At 69.1% G+C, this 24,116-nt stretch carries 20 protein-coding genes and 1 tRNA gene; 4 read left to right on the forward strand and 17 right to left on the reverse strand.

The window, feature by feature from the left end:
- Position 1 precedes the first annotated feature (1 nt).
- The 5 genes from fxsT to ACZ3I4_RS22650 form a co-directional block, all read right to left on the reverse strand.
- A complete protein-coding gene (gene fxsT / locus ACZ3I4_RS22630; protein ID WP_465383970.1) occupies positions 2–3,769 on the reverse strand; it encodes an FxSxx-COOH system tetratricopeptide repeat protein in 3,768 nt (1,255 codons plus the stop codon).
- A 196-nt stretch (positions 3,770–3,965) separates the two neighbouring features.
- Complete coding sequence (locus ACZ3I4_RS22635; protein WP_465383971.1) at positions 3,966–5,513, reverse strand: VMAP-C domain-containing protein; 1,548 nt, start codon at positions 5,511–5,513, stop codon at positions 3,966–3,968.
- 27 nt (positions 5,514–5,540) lie between these two features.
- Positions 5,541–5,978, reverse strand: a complete 438-nt coding sequence (locus ACZ3I4_RS22640; protein ID WP_465383972.1) for a hypothetical protein — start codon at positions 5,976–5,978, stop codon at positions 5,541–5,543.
- A 114-nt stretch (positions 5,979–6,092) separates the two neighbouring features.
- Complete coding sequence (locus ACZ3I4_RS22645) at positions 6,093–7,586, reverse strand: hypothetical protein (RefSeq protein WP_465383973.1); 1,494 nt, start codon at positions 7,584–7,586, stop codon at positions 6,093–6,095.
- A gap of 70 nt (positions 7,587–7,656) precedes the next feature.
- On the reverse strand, positions 7,657–7,899 hold the full coding sequence (locus tag ACZ3I4_RS22650; RefSeq protein WP_465383974.1) for a hypothetical protein: 243 nt from the start codon (positions 7,897–7,899) through the stop codon (positions 7,657–7,659).
- Positions 7,900–8,042: 143 nt separating this feature from the next.
- On the opposite strand from ACZ3I4_RS22650, the gene fdh reads away from it, so the two are divergent.
- Genes fdh through nrfD form a run of 3 tightly spaced genes read left to right on the forward strand, consistent with a single transcriptional unit; the run spans position 8,043 to position 13,313 of the window.
- Complete coding sequence (gene fdh / locus ACZ3I4_RS22655; RefSeq protein ID WP_465383975.1) at positions 8,043–11,306, forward strand: formate dehydrogenase; 3,264 nt, start codon at positions 8,043–8,045, stop codon at positions 11,304–11,306.
- Positions 11,293–12,321 (forward strand): 4Fe-4S dicluster domain-containing protein, encoded by a 1,029-nt coding sequence (locus ACZ3I4_RS22660; protein WP_465383976.1) that lies wholly within the window; start codon positions 11,293–11,295, stop codon positions 12,319–12,321. Before fdh ends, ACZ3I4_RS22660 begins: the two co-directional genes overlap by 14 nt.
- A 26-nt stretch (positions 12,322–12,347) precedes the next feature.
- Positions 12,348–13,313 carry an NrfD/PsrC family molybdoenzyme membrane anchor subunit gene (gene nrfD, locus ACZ3I4_RS22665; protein WP_465384116.1) on the forward strand — a complete coding sequence of 322 codons (966 nt, stop codon included), beginning with the start codon at positions 12,348–12,350 and terminating at the stop codon, positions 13,311–13,313.
- On the opposite strand, the gene ACZ3I4_RS22670 is transcribed toward nrfD, so the two are convergent.
- Complete coding sequence (locus tag ACZ3I4_RS22670) at positions 13,252–13,644, reverse strand: MerR family transcriptional regulator (RefSeq protein WP_465383977.1); 393 nt, start codon at positions 13,642–13,644, stop codon at positions 13,252–13,254. The genes nrfD and ACZ3I4_RS22670 overlap by 62 nt on opposite strands.
- A 52-nt stretch (positions 13,645–13,696) precedes the next feature.
- Entirely contained in the window at positions 13,697–14,707 is a 1,011-nt protein-coding gene (gene selD, locus ACZ3I4_RS22675) for a selenide, water dikinase SelD (protein WP_465383978.1), read from the reverse strand.
- Between the two features lie 58 nt (positions 14,708–14,765).
- Here selD and ACZ3I4_RS22680 point away from each other — a divergent pair.
- A tRNA-Sec gene (locus tag ACZ3I4_RS22680) sits at positions 14,766–14,858 on the forward strand.
- A gap of 154 nt (positions 14,859–15,012) precedes the next feature.
- On the opposite strand, the gene ACZ3I4_RS22685 is transcribed toward ACZ3I4_RS22680, so the two are convergent.
- From ACZ3I4_RS22685 to ACZ3I4_RS22730, 10 genes are all read right to left on the reverse strand, one after another.
- Positions 15,013–16,407, reverse strand: coding sequence for a tyrosine-type recombinase/integrase (locus ACZ3I4_RS22685; RefSeq protein WP_465383979.1), 1,395 nt, complete (start codon positions 16,405–16,407; stop codon positions 15,013–15,015).
- Positions 16,404–16,595 carry a helix-turn-helix transcriptional regulator gene (locus ACZ3I4_RS22690; protein ID WP_465383980.1) on the reverse strand — a complete coding sequence of 64 codons (192 nt, stop codon included), beginning with the start codon at positions 16,593–16,595 and terminating at the stop codon, positions 16,404–16,406. The genes ACZ3I4_RS22685 and ACZ3I4_RS22690 overlap by 4 nt, the downstream gene beginning before the upstream one ends.
- A gap of 485 nt (positions 16,596–17,080) precedes the next feature.
- The gene (locus tag ACZ3I4_RS22695) at positions 17,081–18,652 is read right to left on the reverse strand and encodes a hypothetical protein (protein WP_465383981.1); all 1,572 of its coding nucleotides are present in this window, start codon (positions 18,650–18,652) and stop codon (positions 17,081–17,083) included.
- A complete protein-coding gene (locus ACZ3I4_RS22700) occupies positions 18,649–19,479 on the reverse strand; it encodes a deazapurine DNA modification protein DpdA family protein (RefSeq protein ID WP_465383982.1) in 831 nt (276 codons plus the stop codon). Before ACZ3I4_RS22700 ends, ACZ3I4_RS22695 begins: the two co-directional genes overlap by 4 nt.
- Positions 19,476–20,423, reverse strand: coding sequence for a bifunctional DNA primase/polymerase (locus ACZ3I4_RS22705; protein ID WP_465383983.1), 948 nt, complete (start codon positions 20,421–20,423; stop codon positions 19,476–19,478). The genes ACZ3I4_RS22700 and ACZ3I4_RS22705 overlap by 4 nt, the downstream gene beginning before the upstream one ends.
- Positions 20,424–20,889: 466 nt before the next feature.
- Entirely contained in the window at positions 20,890–22,491 is a 1,602-nt protein-coding gene (locus tag ACZ3I4_RS22710) for a DNA cytosine methyltransferase (protein ID WP_465383984.1), read from the reverse strand.
- On the reverse strand, positions 22,491–22,799 hold the full coding sequence (locus ACZ3I4_RS22715) for a hypothetical protein (RefSeq protein WP_465383985.1): 309 nt from the start codon (positions 22,797–22,799) through the stop codon (positions 22,491–22,493). The genes ACZ3I4_RS22710 and ACZ3I4_RS22715 overlap by 1 nt, the downstream gene beginning before the upstream one ends.
- A complete protein-coding gene (locus tag ACZ3I4_RS22720; RefSeq protein WP_465383986.1) occupies positions 22,796–23,173 on the reverse strand; it encodes a hypothetical protein in 378 nt (125 codons plus the stop codon). The genes ACZ3I4_RS22715 and ACZ3I4_RS22720 overlap by 4 nt, the downstream gene beginning before the upstream one ends.
- A complete protein-coding gene (locus ACZ3I4_RS22725; protein WP_465383987.1) occupies positions 23,170–23,517 on the reverse strand; it encodes a hypothetical protein in 348 nt (115 codons plus the stop codon). Before ACZ3I4_RS22725 ends, ACZ3I4_RS22720 begins: the two co-directional genes overlap by 4 nt.
- Positions 23,514–23,951: a hypothetical protein gene (locus ACZ3I4_RS22730; protein ID WP_465383988.1), complete on the reverse strand. Its 438-nt coding sequence runs from the start codon at positions 23,949–23,951 to the stop codon at positions 23,514–23,516. Before ACZ3I4_RS22730 ends, ACZ3I4_RS22725 begins: the two co-directional genes overlap by 4 nt.
- Between the last annotated feature and the right edge of the window lie 165 nt (positions 23,952–24,116).

Here is a 24,116-nt window from a genome sequence, read left to right on the forward strand (position 1 = left end):
ACTACAGCGGAAGCGGGTCGATGTCGCAGTTGGCCCGGACACCCGCGGCGGCCGCCGCGGTCGCCGGGTGCTCGTCGCCCAGGCTGGTCCGGAACTTCTCCATCGACTCCGTGAAGAGGCGGCTCGCCTCGGAGTCCCGAGCCAGCCCGCGAAGATCCATGGCGAGATTGACTCCGCAGGCCAGGGTGGTCGGGTGGGCGGAGCCGAGCAGGCCGGCACACTGCGCGAAGCTCTCCGTGTCGAGCTTGTGCGCGCCCTCAAAATCGCCGAGTTCGAAGAGATCGCTGGCCAGGTTGATGCGGGCCGACAGCACCAGCGCGTGCGAATTCGAAAGCCGCTCCTTCAACGTCTGCAGGGCCTGCTCGTTCAGAGCCTTCGCCGCTTCGTATTCGCCCAGGAGGCGCAGAGTGACGGCCAGGTCGGACTTGCTGCCGGCCGTGTGAGGGTGCGTGTCGCCGTAGAGCTCCTGCAGGCCGGCGACGGCTGCCTCGCCGGCCTCCCGTGCCGCGGCCAGGTCGCCGGTCACGCGCTGGTCGATGGAGACGGTCAGCAGCGCCAGCACCGTTTCCGGTCGCTTGTCGCCGTATCGGCTGCGATAGCGGCGCAGCACATCGCTGGAAAGATCCAGGGCCTGTTGCAGCCAGCCTGCCTTACGCCGGAAGCTGGCAAGGTCGTGGCTCTGACGGAGCACGTCGGGGTGGTCGTCGAACTTGAGCACCCGGCGTGCGGAGGCGACCACATCTTCCTGATTGGCATGCGCGGCAACGTAGTCGCCGAGCTCCCGCCGGTCCAGGTTGATGCCGCCGGCCGTGGAAAGGCTCTCCGAGTGGTCGGTTCCGAAGATCTGCACGAGCCGGGTGTACCGCTGTTCGTCGAGCTGCAGCGCACGGCCGAAAAGGCCGGACAGCCGCATGCTGACGGCCAGGTTGTGCGCGGCGCGCAAGGTGAACGGCCAGCTCTCACCGAAGTTCGCGCTCGCCCGCTCGTACACCGTCAGCGACAGCTCGAGGGCGCCGGCGAAGTCTCCCGCGACCCGGTGGTCGGCGGCGACGGCGCCGATCGCATTGAGCGTCTCTTCCTGATCCTCGCCCAGAGTGGTCCGGTAGAGCTCAAGCGTGCGGGCGTTCAGTGCTGCGGCCTCGGCATAGCTGCCGTTGACGAAATGCATCGACCCGAGCCACCACGCCATGCGCAAGATGTCCGGATCGGTCTCGTCGCCCACCTTGGACCACGCATCGTAAGCCCGCTTCGCGAGCTTGCGGGCTTCGGCGTGGTCGCCCCACCGCCACAGATAAACCGACTCGTTCAAGATCGTGTCGCGAACCATCTCGTCGAGACAGCTCTCCGCGCCTGAGGCGAGGATGTGGGGGTAGAGCTCGGCGTATCTCGCCCAGTGCTCGGCGTCGTCGGGCTGATCGGGGTCGTTGCCCGCGAGCAGCAGATGGGCGCCGTGCCGCATGGCATCCCGTGTCTCGGGATCCATCTGATGGATCAGAACCCGTTGCACCAGGCGGTGCATCTGGAACGAGTTGGTGCGGTGTTCGATCCGGGCCAGTGCGAGCTTCCCGATGGTCGCGATCGCCTGATTGAGGCCCGCGGAATTTCGCATCAGTGGATCCAGGTCCGGGTGGATGCGCAGCCCTCGAGGCTTGGACAGAAGGACCCGGACGATCGGCTCGGGCGCGAAGAAGGCACAGAGCTGGAGCAATCGCAGTGTCGACGGTTCCAGGTCTCGCAGGCCGCTGAGCGAAATGTTCCAGACCGCCGCGACGTGCTCGGGGTAGTCCAGGTCCCCGGCGGCAGCGTCCTCGGTCAGCTCCGGCTGACTCTCCTCGAGGCGGGCCAGATATTCGTCGGCGCTCAGGTCCATCTCGGCACGCCAGGCCGCCGCGGCCTCGATCGCCAACGGCAGGTCACCAAGCCGGTCCGCGAGCCGGTCGGCGTCGCTGACGGCCAGCCTCGGGTCACGGCGGCGCATCAGTTCGATGCTTTCCTGCCGGTCGAAGACATCGACCGGCAAGGTGTTGGCGATGCCGCCCCAGCTCGGGTTGCGTGACGTGACCACGATGCTGCCCGGACCACCCTTGGGGAAGAACCGTTCGACGTCCTCGGGGTCCTCCGCGTTGTCGAAGACCAGCAACCAGTTCTTGTAGCGGCGGCCGATCCGCAGATCTTCCAGGACGGCCGGCACCGCGGTGTTCGCCGTGATCTGCACCGGCAGGCCGAGACGCACGGCCAGCTCGGTCAGCGAGTTCTGGATCTGGGCGGACCGCTCGGCCGGGATCCACCAGATCAGATCGAAGTCCTGCTGATGAAGATAGACGTACTCGATGACGAGCTGAGACTTCCCGACGCCGCCGGCGCCGTGCAAGGCTTCGGGAAGGACGGCAGTCGTGCCGGCCCGGAGCCTATGGTGAAGCGCGTCGAGCAGATCGCGCCGTCCGGTGAAGTTGCTGTTGCGCATCGGCAAGTTACCGACAACCGCGGGAAAGCGGGAATCACGCCCCTGAGCCGTCCGTAAGCCGTCGGTCATGGCCGACACGGTGCTTCCCTCCAAGTCGTGTTCGTGACCCGGGTTCGGCCGTGCGGCGCCCATGGGATCGGACGAACCCTGAGAAGGAAGTGTCTCAGACATTACGGACTCCATGCGCGAAGAGGGCAAAACGAGGGGGGCTCGACGTGTCTGAACGCGAACAGGCGTGCCGATCTTGCGGCTCAGTTGCTGAGCGGCGTTCAAATTAGGCCCGCCGAGGGCGACATGGACGGCGAGCTCGACCTTCAAGTAAGGCAGGGCGGCGTGGTTGATCGTCTGGTAGGCGGCACGGCGAGGCTCCTTGACGCGCAGGGTCAAGTTGCGGACCGCCTCGACGTCGCGAGCCAGTTCGTCCTCCACGACGTGCTGAACTTCGATCGTGCGGTCGCGGTACGCAAGAGACAGCAATTCCTCACGCACGCCGTAGACGAACTCATAGACGATGCTGGTATCCCCGTCCCGCCGGCCGTGTTTCGGCGGATGCAGCAGGCTGCTGGTCAGTACCTCGGTGAGATGAACAGGCCCGGAACGAAGCGCAGTTCGCTGCAGGGCGCGCATCGTGCGCACGTTGAGCGGAGCCGCGGCAAGACGAGTGGCCAGGGCGAAGGCCTGCGGGGAAGCGGTGGCGCGGAACCGAGCCACCAGCATCGCGGCGCTCATGGGCCGACCGCTGGGTCCGGCGTTGTTCTGGGCGGGCAAAAGCACGGCGGGCAGGTTGACCACTCCGCCGTCCGTGTGTTGCCGGAGCCGAACCCATTGTGCGAGCCAGTCGGAGCCACGTTCCAGAATCGGCACAGCCGTCCGGGTCGCGTCCTCCCGCTTCTCTGCCGGGGAGCGCAGGTCGAGGCCCGACACTCGCCACGGTGTCGTAGCGGTCGTTCCCGCCCCGTCGCCCGGGGACCAGGCGGCATCGACGACGCGCAGACCCCGATCTCGCCACAACTGCTGGGGGAGGAGGTTGACCACGGCGACCAGGCCGTCCCGGGCCCAGTCGACGATCAGTTCCTGCAGCGGCACAAGCGAGCGACCCGGGGTCAGCACGAACACCGTTCGCGGTCCGGCCGGGAGGGTGGTGGGCTCGTCGGAGCCGTCGGTCACGCGGACCTGTCCGCCGATACCGACGCGGAACTGCCTGGTTTCCACGGCGGAAAAGACGTTGAGGTCTCGTACCGAGGCCAGGAATTGGTCGATGTCGGCCGACCAGAATTCCAGTGCCGGATCGTCGTCGAGAACCACGACCGCGACGTGTGGCCCGCCGCTTGGAAACAGTCGTCTCTCCGTCGTGGACGGGGGGACGCTCGGGGGTGATCCGTCCTTCATGAAGCGGTCGCCGTCCGCTGGGAGCGGGCCGGGCAGGCGGAGGTGGACTCACCGGGGTAAGTCAGGCTCGAACGAGCGCCGCCGCCGCGTGTCCCCCGGTGACTGTCCCCGCTCATGCGTGAACCTCTCGAACCTCTCGGTTGTCACTGCCGGCAGGCCCGGTGCGAGACGGTTGTCGCTCAGGATCGTCCCACAAGATCACTAACCTGTGGCCCATCCGATCGGTCAGGGCGAATGGGTCCTCGCGCCAAGCCTCCTGTCTCAACTCTGCGACACGCTGGGGCAATTGCGCTACTCCTTCGGCGTGGCCCAGGCCGACGTTCACCATTTTCGAGACGACCTCACAGGGCTCCTCAGTTCTTGATTCACGGCTCTCCTGTGGAGAACTGGGGTCCTCCGGGGGTGATCCCGCATTCCGAAACCAGACAATAGCGGGCAAACCTGCCTGGAGTCCGACCAGGAGTTGTTGCTCACCGGTCGTGTCGGGCAGAGGGGGTTCACTCAGGACCAGGACGACGGCACTTCCGTCGCGCTCGATCGTGGCTTCCAGTTGCACGTCGGCCTCTTCGCCGGACGCGCAGTGGACGAGTCCTTCCCGGACCTCTCCCTCGCGAACGATTCGCCATCGTCCCCGCCATTCCCGATGCCACTCGTCCGATCTGATGCGCTCCAGGCTTCTGATCACCAAGGGGTAGTGGATGGCGAGCCGGCGTGGCCGGGTGCGGAGCTCCTTGCGCCAGCGATCGACCGGCTCGTTCAGAAGCTGGCTCGGCAACACGAATTCGATGGCAACAGGGCCGTCGCGATCGGCCCAGCGGCGTTCGGCCTCGAGCACCACCTCATCGACGGCCTCCTCGAGGCGGGAGCGCGGCACATGCCGGTCCTCACCTCGGATCGGCTGCCACGACGGGGACGCCCACTGATACCAGTGAGACATGATGAAGGTCTCGTCGTCGGCGCCGTACTTCTCGAACTGTATGACGAGATAGGCGGTAGCCGCGCGAACCGCGGTGGGGGCCGGCGGCTCCGGCGCCGGCTTCGAGTCTTCCCACTCCGCCGACAGCACATCGACCAGGCCCCGTATCCGAGGCTGCGCACCGGCACCGACTCTGGTGATCAGTTGTTCGAGGAATCGAAGCCATGTGGGCCCGTCGGCGGTCGCCGAGATCCCGGCCAGGTACGCGAAGACATGCCAGGCCGAACTGCAGTACGAAGGCATCGGTTCGTCGCGGCGCTCGGCGACGAAGCTGTGCAGCTCGCCGGTCATCTCGATGTCGAGCAGCTCGGCCCGGAGACGGTGCAACTCATGATCAGCGAACTGTTTGAGCACTTGCCATTCGTCGGCCAGCCGGAAGATCGCGTGCACCCGGCGCGCGTCCGACTCCAGCAGGTCGAGGCAGTCCGCGAGGATGCGCAGCCCGCCCGGGTGGTCCACGCAGGCCGTGGCCAGCTGCACGATCTGGACCCGGGGAAGACCGACCTCACGCAACTCGAGCTTCGCTCCCAGAGCCAGATCGAGTTCCTCCAGCAACAGCATCCGCGCGCCCATGTCCCGTACGGCAACGGAGTTCCGGAGGGTGTCGGTGGTCTCCCGAATGATCCGGCGGCGTTCCCCGACCAGGGTGACCGGCGTCCGGCCCGGATTGTCCTCGTCAACCATGGGCATGACTCCGGCGGGACGCGGCCGTCATGCCGGCGACTCCGGCCTGAAGGGGTCGAGTCGCTGAAGTTCCTTGGCCACCTGATCGGGCGGCCCGGTCACCTCCAGGCGGAAACGTTCGCCGCCCCGTTCGTAGACGGCGATCACGCGCACCGTCCCTCTGCGGCGTTCCAGCAAGGACTGAATTGCCTGCCAGCCACCGGACGAGGCGATGCCGACGGCTATCTGGATCAGTGTGTCGGTGATCGGCCCGCGATACGCGACGAACTCGGCCGTGCCAGCGGGATCCCACGTGCGGGAGGAGACGTCGGCGGCCTGCAGCGCCGCCATGAGCTCGGGCACTTCGCCGGGGTAGATCGGCGTGTCGCCATCGGATGTGAGCGGAAGGAAGACCACGTCGGAACCGGCCAACGGCCCCGGACCGTCATCGATGCCGACGGAGACGACGGAGGTCTGTGGCGACATGCCGCCATCGTATTGGGTATCGACACCAGGGAAATGTGTCGGCTAGACGACAGTGGACAGTCGCGAGGCGGCGCTAGGCGTACAAGTGCGGGACGGACGCTTGCGGCGCGGTCTTCAACGGCGGACGGCCATTCGGGTGACTGCGCCGGCCAGCAGCAACGTCAGGCCGATCAGTGCGACCAGTTCGGTGTTGGCGCCGGTGATGGGCAGGCCGCCGCCCGTGCCGCCGGTGCCGTTGCCGGTGCCGGGGGCCGGGCCGGCTGCGTTGATCACGATGGCGGCGTCGTTGTCGGAGGGGTTGGTGTCGCCCTGGGGGAACGCGGCCGGGGCGACCACGTGGGTGAAGATTTTGCCGCGCAGGGTGCCGGGGCGGTTGATGCGGAGCTTGATCTCCCAGGTGGTGGTTTCGCCGGGGTAGTACGGCGACCACGAGAGGTCGTCGCTGAAGCAGTAGAGGTTGCCGTCCCCGTACGCGGCGTTCGGCGGCCACGGCGGCGGGATCGGGTTGCCGAGATCGAAGGGCACGCATAGCTTTGGGGTGCCGACCACGCTGGTGCCCTCGGGCGGGGTCACGCCGACGGTCAGGTACGAGCCGAGTTCGGCGCCGTAGCCCTCGAGCCGGGCGGGGCCGTTGTTGCGCACTCCGACCCGTACGGTGATGGTCTGGCCGGGCTTGGCTGTGGCCGTGGCGCCGATCGCGTTGATGTTGGAGCGGTTGCTGCCGGAAACGGTCATCGAGAAGAAGTCGACGTTGGTGTCCGGGCCGATGTCGGTCTGCGGCGCGGCGGCCCGGACGACCGGGGTCAGCTCGAGCGCGGGGCCCTGGCCGCCCGCGGGCAAGCGGCCCTCGGCGTCGATCCAGTCCTGCTCGGTCCACCACTCGAGATGAGCCTGCCATTTACTGGGCGCCCAGATCTCGTCGGCCGCGATCAGCCGGAGCGGGGTGGCCAGCCGATACTCCTGGCCGGGGGCCAGCTCGGTGCCGAAATGGCAGGCGAATCCGTGGTCGATCTCGGCGCAGTTGCGCTGGTCGCCGATCGCGAAGCCCTGGCCGGTGCGCAGCGCGAGGACCAGGCCGGTGATGGCCTTGTCGCCGGTGTTGCGGATGCCCGCGGCGAGCGGGGTGGCGGTGCCGGTCGCGAACGTGACGTCGTCCTGCAGTTGCGCCGCCGCCAGCTGGACGCCCTCGGCGATGGTCACCGTGCCGGTCGCGCTCGCGCGCAGGGTTCCGGCGGCCATCGCCCGTACGGGAATGGTCGCCGTTGCCCCGATCGCCGCGTCGGGCCGGGCCGTCACCAGCAGTCGTTGCTCGACGGAGAAGGCGCGGGTGAACGGGCAGCTGATGCGGGTGGCGGTGGCGGTGCACCCCGGGCGGGCCTCGACGGTGGCGATGCGGGAGGCGGCCGCGATGTCGAACTCGAGCGTGAACGGGGCCGGCTGGTTGTTGCGGAGAGCGCTGAAGACGGCCGTGACCTCACGCGCCGCGCCGCCGGGCACCACGCTCACGTCGGGCAGGCGCAGGGTCTCGCCGGGCGCTGCCTGCGCCGCGGCCGCAGGGAGGAGCGCCGCCAGGAGGGCGATCGCGGCGATGACGGCGAGCCTGCGCATCGGGGTCCTTCCATCCGGCCGGTCGGGCGGATGCAGATTAGACCGTGAGGAGGGCCGGCGTCGCATCGGTTCAGAGCGGGTTGCGCTGGGCGTCGCCCGGCCTGTCCCAGCCGTCGCATTCGTCCTCGGGCTCCACGTCGGCCAGCAGGTCGAGAAGGTCGGGTCCCTCGTGACCCACGTCGACCGCGCGCCCGGTGAGGCCGAGCTGGGTGGCGCAGTCGCGGCCGAAGCCCTTGACCATGCGATCGGCCCGCGTGAGGTGGCCGCAGCGGGGACACCGCCGCATCTCGGGGCGACTCTCGAGGCTGGCCATCAAGCCCAGTATCACGAAACCGCCGCCGATCGGCATGCAGAAGGCGGACCCTGTGGACGAGGCGCTGTGGGGGGAACTGCTCAAGAAAAAACCCGTATCGGCGCCGCGTGCGATGGGGCGGAACACGGGTTAGGGTCGTGATCGTGGGCGTGAAGACGTGGATCGAAGGCTGGCCGGTCTATCGGCAGCTGACGGGCACGGATCCGCTCGGACGAGGGGCCGCGGCCCAGTCCAAGCGGTCGAAAGAGCTCAAGCCCCGCACCGAGACCGCCGACCGGGTGGCCAAGTCGGTGTGCCCCTACTGCGCGGTCGGCTGCGGGCAGCGGATCTTCGTGAAGGACGAGAAGGTCGTTCAGATCGAGGGCGACCCGGACAGCCCGATCTCGCGGGGGCGGCTCTGTCCCAAGGGTTCGGCCAGTCTCAGCCTCGTGACCAGCGATCGCCGGCAGCGCAAGGTGCTCTACCGCCGCCCGTACGGGAAAGACTGGGAAGAACTCGATCTGGCCACGGCGATGGAGATGATCGCCGACCGGGTGCTGGCCGCGCGCGACGCGACGTGGGAAGACAGTGACCCGGACGGCAAGCCTCTGAACCGTACGCTGGGCATCTCGAGTCTCGGCGGGGCGACGCTCGACAACGAAGAGAACTATCTGATCAAGAAGCTCTTCACCGCGATGGGCGCCATCCAGATCGAGAATCAGGCGCGTATTTGACACTCCGCCACGGTTCCCGGTCTGGGAACCTCCTTCGGCCGTGGCGGGGCCACCGGATTCCTCCAGGATCTGGCTAACGCGGACTGCATCATCATCCAGGGCTCGAACATGGCCGAGGCGCACCCGGTGGGCTTCCAGTGGGTCGTCGAGGCCAAGAACCGCGGTGCCAAGGTCATTCACGTCGACCCGCGGTTCACCCGGACGAGCGCGCTCGCGCACACCTACCTGCCGGTGCGCGCCGGGGCCGACATCGCCTTCCTGGGTGGCGTGGTCAACTACATCCTGAGCAACGAGAAGGACTTCCGGGAGTACATGCTGGCGTACACCAACGCGTCCATGCTCGTCAGCGAGGACTTCCAGGACACCGAGGAGCTCGACGGCCTGTTCTCCGGCTACGACCCCGAGACCAACACGTACGACCAGTCGAGCTGGCAGTACGCGGGTCAGCAGGACGAGGGCCAGGAGGAAGAGGACTCGCACGTCGACCGCGAGACCGCCTCGGGCCTCGAACAGGAGTCGCACGGCCCGCCGATCCCGGCCGACGTGCCCCGCGACCCGACGCTGCAGGACCCGCGCTGCGTCTACCAGGTGCTCAAGCGGCACTACGCCCGATACACGCCCGAGGTCGTCGAGCGGCTCTGCGGCGTACCGCAAGACAAGTTCCTGGAGGTCTGTGAGGCCTGGACGGCCAACTCGGGCCGGGAACGCACGACCGCCCTGGTCTATTCGGTCGGCTGGACGCAGCACAGCACCGGTGTGCAGTACATCCGCACCGGCGCGATCATCCAGCTGCTTCTGGGCAACATGGGACGCCCCGGCGGCGGCGTGATGGCGTTGCGCGGGCACGCCAGCATCCAGGGCTCGACCGACATCCCGACGCTGTTCAACCTGCTGCCGGGCTATCTGCCGATGCCGCACTTCCAGCAGCACGAGACGTTCGACCAGTGGATCGACGCGATCCGGAACCCCGAGCAGAAGGGGTTCTGGGCCAACGCCAAGTCGTACGCGGTGAGCCTGCTCAAGTCGTACTGGGGGGACGCGGCGACGGAGGAGAACGACTACGGGTACGGCTGGATGCCCCGGCTCACCGGTGATCACGGCACCTATCAGCAGGTGCTCAACATGATCGACGGCAAGATCAAGGGCTACTTCCTGCTCGGGCAGAACCCGGCCGTCGGCTCGGCCCACGGGCGCGCCCAGCGCCTGGGCATGGCCAACCTCGACTGGCTGGTCGTCCGCGACCTCTACATGATCGAGAGCGCGACGTTCTGGAAGAACGGGCCCGAGATCGGCACGGGCGAGATCGTGCCGGAGGAATGCAAGACCGAGGTCTTCTTCATGCCGGCCGCCTCGCACGCCGAGAAGGAGGGCACCTTCACCCAGACCCAGCGCATGCTGCAGTGGCGGGAGAAGGCCGTCGAGCCGCCGGGCGACGCGCGCAGCGAGCTGTGGTTCTTCTACCACCTCGGGCGGATCATCCGGGAGCGTCTGGCCGGCTCGACGCGTACGCGGGACCAGGGTCTTCTGAATCTGACCTGGGACTACGGCGATGACGAGCCGGACGGCGAGGCCGTGCTCAAGGAGATCAACGGGTACGACCTGAGCACCGGCAAGCTGCTGAACAACTTCACCGAGATGAAGCCGGACGGGTCCACGTCGGGTGGCTGCTGGATCTACACCGGCGTGTTCAAGGACGGCGTCAACCAGGCCAACCGGCGCAAACCCGGCAGCGAGCAGAACTACGTCGCGCTCGAGTGGGGCTGGGTCTGGCCGGCGAACCGGCGCACTCTCTACAACCGCGCGTCGGCCGACCCCGACGGCCGGCCGTGGTCGGAGCGTAAGAAGTACGTCTGGTGGGACGCCGACAAGGGCGAGTGGACCGGCGACGACGTGCCCGACTTCGAAAAGACGAAGCCGCCGTCCTACCGGCCCCCCGAGGGCGCCACCGGCGTCGAGGCCATCTCGGGCGACGACGCGTTCATCATGCAGGGCGACGGCAAGGGCTGGCTGTACGCGCCGAGCGGGCTGATCGACGGTCCGATGCCGACGCACTACGAGCCGGCCGAGTCGATGGTGCGCAACCCGCTCTACGGCCAGCAGGCCAACCCGACCCGCAAGGTCTACCAGCGTCCTGACAACCCGACCAATCCGAGCCCGCCCGAGAGACATTCCGAGGTCTTCCCGTACGTCTTCAGCACGAGCCGCCTCACCGAGCACCACACGGCCGGCGGCATGAGCCGGCAGCTCGCGTACCTCTCGGAGCTGCAGCCGGAGATGTTCGTCGAGGTGTCGCCCGAGCTGGCGGCCGAGCGCGGCCTGCAACACATGGGCTGGGCGCACATCGTCACCGCCCGCGCGGCGATCGAGGCCAAGGTGATGGTCACCGACCGGCTGGCCCCGCTGCGCATCGAGGACCGCATCGTGCACCAGCTCTGGCTGCCGTACCACTGGGGCAGCGAGGGCCTGGTCACCGGCGACTCGGCCAACGACCTGATCGGCATCACGCTCGACCCGAACGTGCTCATCCAGGAGAGCAAGGTCGGCACCTGCGACATCCAGCCCGGCCGCCGGCCCAACGGGCGGAAACTGCTGGAGTATGTGCAGGATTACCGTGACCGGGCCGGACTGGCCGCCGACCACCACACGCCGATCATGACGGTGGGCGAGGAGAACGCCGACGATGGGCAGCAATAGCCTGTACGGCCCGATCGACCCGGCCGAGGACGCGGGATTCACCGAGGCCCCGCCGCGGATGGGGTTCTTCACCGACACGTCGGTGTGCATCGGCTGCAAGGCGTGCGAGGTCGCCTGCAAGACGTGGAACAACGTGCCCGACGACGGGTTCAACCTGCTCGGCCAGTCGTACGACAACACGGGCGGGCTGACCGCCAACTCCTGGCGGCACGTGGCCTTCATCGAGCAGCCGGCCCGCGGCTCGAGCGCGTTCCTCGGGCTGCCCACCGGGCCGAGCTCGACTCCGGCCACCAACGTGGTCGCCGCCACGACTCCCGCGCCGACCGGCACCGAACCGGGCATTCCTCCGGCGGTCGACGCGCTGGCGGCGGCCGCGACGGCGGGCACCGAGTTTCTGGGCATGCCGATGACGGATCTGCCGGGCCGGTCGGCTCCGGCGCCGCGCACCGACTTCCGCTGGCTGATGATGTCGAACGTCTGCAAGCACTGCACCCATGCGGGCTGCCTCGACGTCTGCCCGACCGGCGCGCTGTTCCGCACCGAGTTCGGCACGGTCGTCGTGCAGGAGGACATCTGCAACGGCTGCGGTTACTGCATTTCCGGGTGCCCGTACGGGGTGATCGACCGTCGCGAGGACGACGGGCGCGCCTGGAAGTGCACGCTCTGCTACGACCGGCTCGGCGACGGTCAGACACCGGCCTGCGCCAAGGCGTGCCCGACCGAGTCCATCCAGTTCGGTGAGCTCGATGTGCTGCGCGAACGCGCCGCGAAACGGGTCGAGCAGCTGCACGAGGCCGGCGTTCCCGAGGCCAAGCTGTACGGGGAGAGCCCGGACGACGGGGTGGGCGGGGACGGCGCGTTCTTCCTGCTGCTCGATGAGCCCGAGGTCTACGGGCTGCCGCCGGACCCGCACGTGCCGACCCGCGACCTGCCCTCGATGTGGAAGAAGGCCGGCCTGGCCGCGCTGACCATGGCCGCGACGGCGATCGTGGCGTTCGCGGGACGGCGCCCGTGAGCCCGCGCCGCGACGGGGACCGCTCGATGGTTCCCCGCGCCGAGTTCCAGTCCTACTACGGGCGCCCGATCGTCCGGCCTCCGGTGTGGACCCACGACATCGCGATCTACCTGTTCACCGGCGGACTCGCGGCCGGCTCCTCGCTGCTGGCCGCGGGCGCGCAGGCCACCGGTGACGTCGGGCTGCGCCGCACCGGCCGGGCGGTCACGCTGGGCGCGCTCGGGGCCAGCACGTTCTTCCTGATCAAGGACTTGGGGCGCCCGGACCGTTTCCACCACATGCTGCGCGTGGCCAAGCCGACGTCACCGATGTCGATGGGCACCTGGCTGCTCAGCTTCTTCGGCGGCGCGGCCGGGGTGGCGGCCGCGGCCGAGGTGGCGCCGCTGCTGCCGGAACGGGGTGTTCTCGGGCTGGCCAAAAAGGTGCTGCCCCCGGTGGGTGCGGCCGCGGGCTACGGCGCCGCCGCGCTCGCTCCCGGCCTGGCCACGTACACGGCGGTGCTTTTCGCCGACACCGCGGTGCCCAGCTGGAACGCCGTCTATCCCGACCTGCCGTTCATGTTCGCCGGAAGCGCCCTGGCCAGCGGCGCCGGTGTCGGCCTGATCGCCGCCCCCGGCCGGCCCGCGCGGCGGATGGCGGTGGCCGGAGCGGCGATCGAGCTGACCGCCGGGCATCGGGTCGAGAACAAATACGGGCTGCTCAGCGAGCCCTACCACACGGGCCGGCCGGGCAAGCTGCTGCGCGTCGCGCGGGCGCTGACGGTGGCCGGTGCGGTGGGCGCAGTGGTCGGCCGCCGCAGCCGGGTGGTGTCGGCGCTGGCCGGGGTGTCGCTGCTCGCGGGCTCGGTGCTGACCCGGTTCGGCGTGTTCGAGGCCGGGGTCGAGTCGGCCAAGGATCCGCGCTACACGGTCGTGCCGCAGCGCGAGCGACTCAACGCGCGCCAGACATCTCCTGCTGAGCCCGGGCCATCTCCCCGTACAGAGCAATCTTGATGTCCAGCATCGCGAGGTCCTGCTGCAGCTCGTCGATGCGCGTCAGGACCCGCTCGCGATGCTCGACGAAAAGCTGCAGCCGATCGGCCACGGTCTCGTCCCCGGCCCGCACCATTTCGGCGTAACGGCGCATTTCCCGTACGGGCATGCCGGTGCTCCGAAGCCGGATCAGCAGCCGCAGCCAGCCGATGTCATCCTCCCGGTAGCGACGGCGCCCGGCCGAGTCACGCCCGATCGGCTCGACCAGGCCCTCCTGCTCGTACCAGCGCAGCGTGTGCGCCGTGAGCCCGACCATCTCGGCGGCCTCGCCGACGGTAACCCCGTTCACCATGGGCCCAGCCTTCCAGTTCGAGTGCACTCGAAGTCAAGCCCCGGTCGTGCGGTCAGGCCCGGACCTCCAGGGTCGTGCCGTCCTCACGGGCCGGGATCAGCTCACCGATCACCGGATAGCCCGGCACCTCACCGGCCACGAGCAGCCCGCCCGACGTCTGCGCGTCGGCCAGCAGCAGAAGCTCGTCCTCGCCGACCCCGGCGTCGAGGTGTGGCCGAACCCAGTCGAGGTTGCGCCGGGTGCCGCCGCTGACGTACCCGTCCTTCAGCGCCTGCCGGGCCCCGTTCAGATAGGGCACCGCGCTTGCCTCCACGCGTGCCGTGACCCCGCTGGCCCGAGCCAGCTTGTGCAGGTGGCCGAGCAGCCCGAACCCGGTGACGTCGGTCGCGCAGACCGCACCGGCCTGCAACGCCGCGGCCGAGGCCCCCCGGTTGAGCGTGGTCATGGCCGCGATCGCCTCGTCGAACACCTCACCCGTCGCCTTGTGCCGGCTGTTGAGCACCCCGACACCGAGCGGCTTGGTCAGCGTCAACGGCACCCCCGCCACCCCCGCGTCGTTACGCATGAGCCGATGCGGGTCGGCGATGCCCGTGACCGCCATGCCGTACTTCGGTTCCGGATCGTCCACGCTGTGCCCGCCCGCCAGGTGACAGCCGGCGTCCCGGGCGATCGCCAGCCCACCGGCGAGCACCTCGGCCGCCAGCTCCATCGGCAGCAGATCACGCGGCCAGCACAGCAGATTCACCGCGACAACCGGGGTGCCGCCCATCGCATAGACATCGGACAGAGCATTGGCCGCGGCGATGCGCCCCCAGTCGTACGCGTCGTCGACCACCGGGGTGAAAAAGTCGGCCGTGGCCACGACCGCGGTGCCGTTGGCCAGACTGACCACGGCCGCGTCATCCCCGTCGTCGAGCCCCACGAGCAGCTCGCCGGGCCCCTTGGGCAAACCTGTCCCAATCAGCCCCGCCACCACGGCTTCCAGTTCTCCCGGCGGTATCTTGCAGGCACAGCCGCCGCCGTGCGCATACTGGGTCAGCCGGGGAGCATCGGTGGTCGTCACCACCCCACTGTGGCACGGCCGTGATCGCTCCGCTCACCGAGGCGGCTATGGTTTCCTCGGAGGCGTTCAGGTGGCTGGTGCCCCTCCCGGTCTTCAAAACCGGTGTGGCCCGGCATCCGGGCCAGGCGAGTTCGATTCCCGTCCGCCTCCGCTAACCAGCACAAACCCTAGCTGAGCTGCACGTTCGCAGCCCAGCTAGAGCACCATCATCCACATTGGGCAGTCCCACTAGGTCTCACCGCGGCCCGTCGTGGCCCACCCGTCACGGCAAATACGCGGCAAAGTTTGTGCCGCGCGGCCCTGGCTCACATGTCTTCGTCCGCCAGGCCGAGCGCCGTCGCGATGCGTTGCCGGGCCGCCTGCTCCCCTCCCTCGATGCACTTGGCGTATGTCTTGAGCAAGACCGCGACGCTGTGGCCGGCCCACTCGGCGACCTGGGTGGCTGGCACACCGGCGTTCAGCCACGTCGACACCGCTGCATGCCGCAGGTCGTAGGGTCGCGCGGCAAGCGGAGAGCGCTGCTGCGCCTCAGTCAGCGCGGCGGCTCGTGCCTTCCGCCAAACGTTGAGGTACGACCATTTGGAGACCGGCTTGTTGCCGTAGCCGGGAACGAAGAACAGTCGTCCGTCAGGGCTTGTGCCGTAGGCGGCCAGATGCCATTGCAAGGCGCGTACCAGCGGCGGCGGAATGGGCACCTCTCGTGTCGCGTTCTTCGCTCGATGTTTCAGTTCCCGATCCTCCTGAACCGTAGAAGGGTCGTCAGACCAATCGGCGCCGACATGCGGCGTAGATCCTGTGAGGGTAAAGAGGCCCCAGCCGCGTTCCGGCAGAATGCAGTTATCGGCGCGGATATGGATGACCTCAGCTGGTCGTAGCGCCGAGTAGTACATGGTGCCGAAGAATGCGACGTAGCGCGGGGCTCTGTCATGTACTGCCTGAAGCAGCGTAAGTGCTTGAGCTGGATTGACTACTGATCGCCGATCGACTTGGTCGTCCGACCGTGGCGGCTTCCATTGTAGGTGATCAATCGGGTTCGACGGTATCCGCCGTAGTTCAACGGCGTAGGAAAGGGCCCCGTAAAAGACTGCCCTCTTTCTGGCCACGGTCGTAGCGGCGGCAGCCTTTCCGTCAAGCCGCTGGCTTAGAGTGTCGAGGGCCTTACGAGTCACGGCTGGATCGCTCAAGGCCATCAGCTTCACGGTGTTGCGCTCGATCCACTCAAGCGCTGATGCCACGTCGGCCGGCGGTGTTCCTCCGCTTCGTCTGATCGTGTTGAAAGCCCAGCCGTACAACGCCTTCCGTATCTCGGAATCAGGCGGCGCACCACGCGAGGGCACCAGTAGTGCCATCGAGACATTTGCCAGGGACTCCGCGACGCTCTTGCGGTGATTGCCGGACGAGCGCGGCCATTTCATGTCCACGAATTCGATGGCGTGCGCGTACCACGAAACACTGTTCCGTTCTCGGGCCATCGGCTCTGGCAATCCCGAGAGAGAATCGAATGCCGTTCCTTCCCGCTGAGCTGTAACCAGTTTGGACTGGAAACTCTCGGCGAGCGGGCGAGTCTGGAATGACTCACCAAATTCCTGTCCCGCGACCAGCCAGCGGAATCGGAACGTGCTGCGCGGCTTACCGGTTTTCCTGTTCTTGCCTTTGTGTTCTCGGATACTCCAGAGCCGCACATCATAGGTGAGATTCATGCGTGCTGCGGTTCCTTCCGGCTTGCCAGCCATGCCTCGTAATCGGCGCGGCGGATACGGAGCTGCCCGTTGGGGAGCTTGTAGGTTTCAGGGGCTTGACCGAGGGCCTTCCATCGGAAAAAGGTCGACTTCGGAACGTCCAGTTCGGCCAGGAACTCCGGCACGGTCAGAAAAGTGCGCGTCGCCATCAGTGCCTCCACTACGAGGGCGGTTGCGAGGACCGTGCAGAACGGCCCTGGGCGCCGTTGTGCACGCGAGGGGTGTCCGGGGGACCCCGGCGGCCCCCGGTCGGCAAGAACTGCTCAGGCTGGCCCGCTGAGAGCGCCCTAGAACCAAGATCGGCGTAGGGGTGGCGCGAGGGGATGCGCCGATGTCTCTGTGTGGCTCTGAGGCGGTCGGGGTTCCGCGGGGTTTCGATTCAGGCTGGGATTGCTGAAACATCTCCGCATCTCCGCAGCACGGTGCCTGACCTGCGGTTATGTGCTGCGGAGATGCCGGAAAACCATCTCCGCACATCTCCGCATCTCCGCATGATCTTGGGACGGGCCGGGTTGCGGAGATGCGGAGATGTGCGGAGATGAGTGGTGCTCCATCTCCGCAACCTGTTTTGGCTGGTAGAGGGACCTTTCTTCGGTGGCTTGCGGAGATGCGGAGATGTTTCAGCTGGCTGGGTCTAGCCGGGCTGATGCTCGACGTGAAAGACCGACCGGTCGCCGCGTTCACTCTTGGCGGCTCGGATCACGTATTCGCCGCGCCACCTGCCGTTTTGGCCGGTCAGCATGCGTCCGAGGCCGACCGCGTTGGGTAGCCGGCCGTTTGGGGTGGTGATGAACAGCCCGTCCCACGGGTCGTGCAGGTCCCCGCCGATCTGCATTGGCTCGGCGGAGCGGCGTAGTTCGGCGGAGGTGACTGGGGTGCTGCCGTGCCGGTCGTGCCAGGCGGTGAGGAAGCCGCGCCAGCGGGTGGCGTCCTCGTCGACGTCGCGGACCTCGTTGATGTTGGTCAGGAAGCCGTCGATGTTGTGGTGGGCGAGGAACCCGCCGAGTGCTTGCGCCCACGGGGTGAACTGCCGCATCGAGATCCCGCCAGAACGCGGCGCCCCGCTGCGCGTCCAGTCGAGGACCAGCACGAGCAGGTGCCACAACACGGCCATCTGATTGGCCGGGGCGGTGATCCATTGGTCGAGGTGCGGGATGCCGAACCCGGACTGGTCACGCGATTCGGGGTGCGGCATGTTCGGGTCGAGGTGCACCCGGACGGTGCGCGAGGCCATGTCCCCGCCGATTTGCAGGTTGTTGCCGGTGGCCATCCACAGCCGGTCGTTGACGGATGCGACGTTGCGGGACGCGCCGAGCTGCCGGTCGGACCATTCCCGCTGGGTGATCAGCTGGGCCAGGACGGGCGAGTCGATGACGGTTCCTTCGGCGAGGTTGTCCCAGATGACCACGCCGACCTGCTCGGCGAACACCGCGGTGATGGACTTGCGTAGTTCGCCGTCCTCGTCGGGCCAGGTCAGGATTTTCTGCCCGTAGAGCATGCCCGGACCGCCGGTCAGGATGCTCTTTCCGGAGGCGGGCATGGTCGCGTCGATCAGCCCGAACGGGGTGAGGCTGCGGGTGAAGTGCCGCAGGATCGGCGTGGCCAACAGCGCCACATAGTTGGCCCGGTCAGCGGCCGACGCCCACGGGAAGTCCCGCAGGAACCGGCCGAGCAGGAACGCCCGCGCGGCGGCGACCTGTTCGGGGCTCGGCTGGTCGGGAACGGGCGGCAGGCCGACCTTGGAAGCCAGGTAGAGACCGGTGGCCGGGTCGTAGCCGGGCGTCTGCAACAGGGTGCCGTCACGGCGGAGCACCGGGGCGCCGATGATGGCGCGCAGAGCGGGCACGCCGGGCCAGGTTTTGCTGGCCAGCACGGCGGAGAGCACCTCGCGTTGCGGGGTGCATTCCTCGTCGTAGGGTTCCATCTCACCTGCCTCGTTCTTGCGGTATTTGGTGCGGTAGACGTGCGCGTGCTGGGCCAGCAGCCCGGCCAGCCCGGCCGGATTGACCGGGCTCGCCGCGACCGGCAACGGGGAGTCCTCATCGGCGGCGCCGGCCAGGCCACCCGAGACGGTCTCCATGTGGGTGAGCGCCCCGTTGCTGACGTAGGTGTCGGGCAACAGCCCCCCGGTCAGCTCCTGCCTGAGGGTGCGAATCGTCTCCGGGCCGGTGCCGACCTTGACGCGTGGCCGGTCGCTGTCGGTCATGCTGCACGTCCTTCCGGCATGGTCAGCGTCGGCTGGAACCAGCCGGCCGACGTGCGCCGTTGCAGAGGAGCGATGTGGGTGCGGTGCCACTGGTAGGCAAAGCGCGGGCAATTTGCGCAGTTGCGGTGGGCCGTGCAGCCGGGCAGTGGTGGCTGTCGCCGTGCGGCGTAGGACCAGGCGAGCGAGTCAGCCGAGGTCAGGAGTCGGCCGAAGCGTTGCAGACCTTGCACCTTGAAACCGAAGCCGTGCAGGCGGGTGACACCGATGCTGTGCAGGTTGGCCAGGATGCGCCCGGCGTCGGTGGTGGCTTGCCTGCGGCAGACCGTGCCCACGCCAACGAGAGACCCGTCGGCGAGGTCGATGCCCGCCCGGTCGTAGACGTCGGCGCACCGCAGGTAGTCATCCGGCGTCCAGCCCTGCACCACGCGTTTCACCAGGCCGGGCGGAAGGCCCGCAGCGACGGCGAGGTCCCGCAACCGGCAGTAGTTGTCCACGGTCAGCCGATGGTGCTGGTAAACCGTCAGCCCGGTCTTGGCCAGGATGAACGGTTCACACATCCAGTCCTGCGGCGCCACCCACGACAACCCGCCGATCTCGTCGTGGTAACGGCGCACCCGCGCGATGTACTGCTGCGGCGTCGGCCCGTGGTCCCAACTGCCGTACGTGGACAGTTCCGTGAAACCGCCCGAGTCGAGCGCCCACACTCCTGCGGCCCGCGGCAGGGTGCGGTAGCGGCGCAACCGCCGATCCGAGACGAACAGCGGCACCGGGGCATCGCGGAGCCAGTGCGGTTGATGAGTGCCCAGGAAGAAGCCGAGGGTGCTCACGCCACCCTCCTCGGCCGCCGTGCCCCGGCGGTCAGGCCGGAACGGATGGTCCGGGCGGTTTCCCTCTCGGACAGGCCGATCGCCAGGGCGGTCGGTGTCAGGGCCTCGGCCACCTCGGCCCCGGTCAGGTGCCCGCCCGCGGCGAGCTGCCCGAGGGACTGCGCCGCCATGAACAGCGCGTGGTTGCGCTGCCCGGCCGGGGCGGCGGCCAGGTGGTCGAGGGTCTTGACGACGGCTCCGCGCACGTACGCACCCCGCCGATATGCGGAGAAATCGCCCTGTACCTTGCGCGGCATGGGCACCTCGGCGGGCCGCAACAGGCCGCCGAGCCAGCCGGGCAGCACGGCCGGTTCCCGGTCGCAGGCCACCTCGTAGGGCAGGCCGCCCGCGGTGGAACCCGCGGCGACGACGTAGCCGCCGTGCGCGCGGGTGTCGATCAGCCAGCCGAGATGTCCGGCAGTGTTGCGCAGCGGCTCGCCGGGCGGGTGCTGGAAGTACAGGTGAATGCCGCCTCCGCCGGTGGCCACGGTGTAGGTGTCGCCGGGCCACAGCTGGCCGTGCCGGTGGCACAGGTCGGCGAACACCTCCCGCCCGTGCCGGTACGTGGCGTAGCCGGGTGGGGGTTCGCGGCCGGGTTTGCGCCGGTCGAGGTCGATCACCACAAGGCGGGCGGGGCCGCAGGCGATGCCGATGTTGTACGCGGTCTGCTGCCAGGCGCGGGTGATGCGGTGCGGGTCGGTCGTGGCGCGGGGTTCCCACCCGGTGTGCCCGGCCTGGCATCGCGGGTCGGTGCCGGGGCAGGAGTCCTCGGCGTGGTCGGGGAACGCGGGTCGTTTCGCCCGGTCGGGGTCGTGCGTCCAGCGGTCGGGGCGGAGCGGGAAGACCGGCCAGCCGCGGGCGGCGTGGCCGAGGGCGGCGGCGCGCAGGGCGCCGGGGTCGGGCATGGGGATTCGCCTCCTGGGTCAGGGCGGGTAACGGGCGGCCAGGGCGGGACCTGGCCGGGGTAGCGGTCCGACATGGCGCGGTGGCGGGCGGCGCGCAGGGCACGTTCGTCCGGCACGGCGCGGGCGATGATGTCGGTGAGGGACGGGCCGGCCGGAGGGAACCGGATGTGGCGCAGCAGGCGCCGCATCATGATCGGGGCGTTCAGGTCAGCCGACGACAGCACCGGCGCGGCCGGGCAGGCGAACACGTCGTGCACCCACACCAGCACCCGGGCATGATCAGCCGATTCGGCGGGACCGGTCATCCCGCAGGCAGTGCACCCCCACCGGAACTCGCGCGGCCCGGCGGCCGGCTGGGCGGCCGGGTCGCAGCCGGGGTGGGTGGTGTGCCCGCCGGCGGCGGCGGCCGGATGCAGCGCGATGCCGCACCCGGCCGCACACACCAGCGCGGCCGGGTGCCGCGCGGTCATGCCGCCAGGTCGAACTGTTCGCCGGTGACTGCTTCGACCACGGCGGCCATCAGGTCACGGGCGGCGGGCGGGGTGACGGCGTTGCCGAGCATCCGGACCCGTTCGCGTTTGCTGCCCAGCAGCAGATAGCCGGGTGTGAACGCCATCCCGGCGCGGATCTCGTCGACGTCGAGCATCCGGAACGTGCAGTCGTCGACCGTGAGGTCCGCCCCGAGCAGGGCATCGCCCGCCACGGTGGTCTGTGCGGGCAGCGGCACATCCAGCGGCCGCAACCCGCGGCCGTCATACGGCATCAGCACGTGATCCCAGCGGATCAGCGACTGGTGTCCGGCCGTGGTCAGCGCCCGCAACGGCTCATCCAGCGGGGTGGACATCTGCCCTGCGTCGCCACGTGCGGTGTTGTTGCGCATGACCACCCCGAGGTGGGTGCCGCCCGCCGCGAAGGTCCTCAGAGGATGGTCGATGGCCGGGGTGGCGACACCGTTGTTGCGCAGCGGCACGACGAGGGCGTTCTCAGCGCGGGCGGTCTGCGCCCGTAGCGGAGCGCCGATCGGGCGGGCCTGTTTGCCGTCGCGGCCCTCCACCGGCACGAGAAGCGGCTGAGGGAAAAGGATGCCTTCGGTCTCGCGGGTCGTGCGGGCGCGCATCGGCACGGTGACCGGCTGGCCGGCCTCGTTCCAGGTGCCGCCCGCGGGAACGAGGATCGGTGGGCAGGTGTCCGGCTGGGCGTAGCGCCTGAGGCCGGCTTCGATGCGGGCGAGGGTCTTGGGTTGCAGCGGCCGCGCCCGGTCGCCGATGCGCTGTCCGGGGATCGTCCAGTCGATCGCGGCGGCGGCGGGCAGCACGTACGGGTGCACCCGGACACCCCGGCAGCCAACGCTCGGGCAGCGGTAGTGGTACTGCTGGCCGTAGCGCATCGCCCGCCGCTTGCCCGGCTGCTTGTCGACCATCACCGCCCGCACCTCGCCGCACCGCGGGCACCACGCCCGCGGGCGGGTCCACTTCGCGAAGTCCGGCGCCCGGTACTCGGTTCGCCAGAACACGAAGTACACCCGGTCCCGTAGCTGCGGGGCGCCCGGCCCGAACGCCGACGCGAAGGCGCTGTTGAGGACCACGATCCGGTGGGCGTAGCCGAGGTTGGCCATGCGGGCCAGCCACTGGTCGAGGTGCTGCCACATCAGCACATCGGTGACGTTCTCCACGATCACCGCCCGGTAGCGGTGCACCTCGGTGAACCGGGGAACGTCCTGCATCAGCATCCGGGAACGCTGCGCCGCCTCGTCCGGCAACGGCTCGGCCTCGTCCTCGCCAAGGGCCAGCTGCACGGGTTTGCCGTCGTAGTCGACCGGCTTGCCCCGCGCGATGGACCAGTTGGTGCACTCGGGGGAGAACCAGCCGATGTCCGTGCGCGGATGCCGCCTCGGGTCGATCGCCGCGACGTCGGCGACATCGTGATCGGCGTGCGGCAGGTTCGCGTTGTGCGTCGCGATCGCCAGATCCCAATGATTGGCGGCCATCCGCACCCGCACACCGGGTACCTGCTCCATACCCGATGACGACCCACCAGCCCCGCAGAAGTAGTCCGCGACGGTCAGCATCAGCGCTCACCGCCGAAGCACTCGGGCTGCCCGCAGGGTTGCCCGCCGCGGGCCAGCGCGACGGGCACGGACAGCTCGTAGAACCGCTCGCCCGGGTCGGGTTCCGGGCGGCACGCGGGCCTGTTCTCGGGTGTGAACGGGGTAGAGCCGTCGAACTTCTGTGGGACGCCCATGTCGGTTCCGTCCGGCCGGTGGTACAGGCGGATGATGCGGTGCACGCCCGGCTCGGCGGGGAACCGGATGGCCACGGCGACGTAGCCGGTGAAGTGTTCAGCGGCCGGGATTGTCGGCACGGCAGCTGTGGTCATCGGGACACCTCCGCCGGTTCGTTGTCGTCGGCGCGCACGATGCCGGAATAGGACATCAGCGCGTTCCAGTCGGCCATGTCGGCCCGCCGGATGTAGGTGGCCTCATAGGCAATCGGGCCGAACATGCGCCGGGCGTGGAAGTGGCTGCTGGCTTCGGTTGCCGGTCCGCCGCCGGTGGCGGTCACCTCGACACCGAGCAGGGCGGCGATCGCGGTCAGGTTCGCGATGCCCTCGGCGTCGTCGCGGCCGTTGACGCAGTGATGGATCTCTTGGCTGCGGCTGACGGGCAGCTCGGGGTGCTCCTGAAGGAAGTCGGCCAGGGCGCGCAGCCCGCTGACGAGGGCGTGGCGCCGGTCGATGTGGTCGGTGCTCATGCGGCGGTCCTCCGATCGATGGCCGGCCGATCGTTGCGGCCAGCAAGGGTTTCGGCGCGTAGGGCGGCTACCGCGGCGAACAGCCGCCGCAACAGATGCAGGCTCAGGCCGAGCTGCCGCTGACGGGTCTGCTCACCGCCGTGCAGCGGGATGCGGGCGGTGATCTCGGCGTACTCGATGTCACCGGCGCGGACGCGGGTGATGACGGCGCGGGCGCCGAGGTGGCCGGCGGTGACGGCCGGGCCGCGGTGTTCGGCGACGCCGCACCGGTGATCGCGGGTGCACCACAGGGTGTGGCCGGTGGTCTGGCGGGTGAGGCGGGCCATGGTCCGGGTGGTGATCACTTGGTCACCTGCCGATCGGTGTTGTCGCGCAGGGCGTCGGCGTAGCTGTTCGGGGTGAGCGGGCGGGCCTGGGCGGCGTCGGGTGCGGTGGGGGCGGTGTAGGTGGCGCGGCGGTAGGCGTTCATCACGGCGCGTCCCCATCGCATCCGCACGCCTCTGCCCCGACAGGGGCGGCACGGCTTGTTGCGGCGCTTGTGACCGCCGATTCCCTTGCACCGAAGGCAGCGGGCGTAGGGGGTGCGGGAGCACTGTTCGGCGTAGACCATCGCGCCGAGGGCGGCGACGGCGAGGCCCCACCAGGGGTGTCCGAGACAGCCCGCGAGGCTACCGACAGTGATGAGAGTGAGTCCGGGGGTGGTGCGGACGGGCAGCCAGAGCAGGGCGCTGAGCAGGGCGAACATCGCCCATAGCGGGTGTCGGGCAGGGGTGCTCATCGGGGCCTCCAAGCCGGTTTTCGGGTGTGCGGGGCCGCGCCGGGCGCTAGGAGCGAGTCGGCTGGTGGTGGCGCGGTTTGGGGGCGAGGGTGGGGGCTAGCGGACCCGCGAGGCCTCGCGGGGACACCCGCAAGGCCTCGCGGCCCGATCTCGGTCGATGAGAGG

It is taken from the genome of Actinoplanes sp. NPDC021490 (assembly GCF_055562135.1).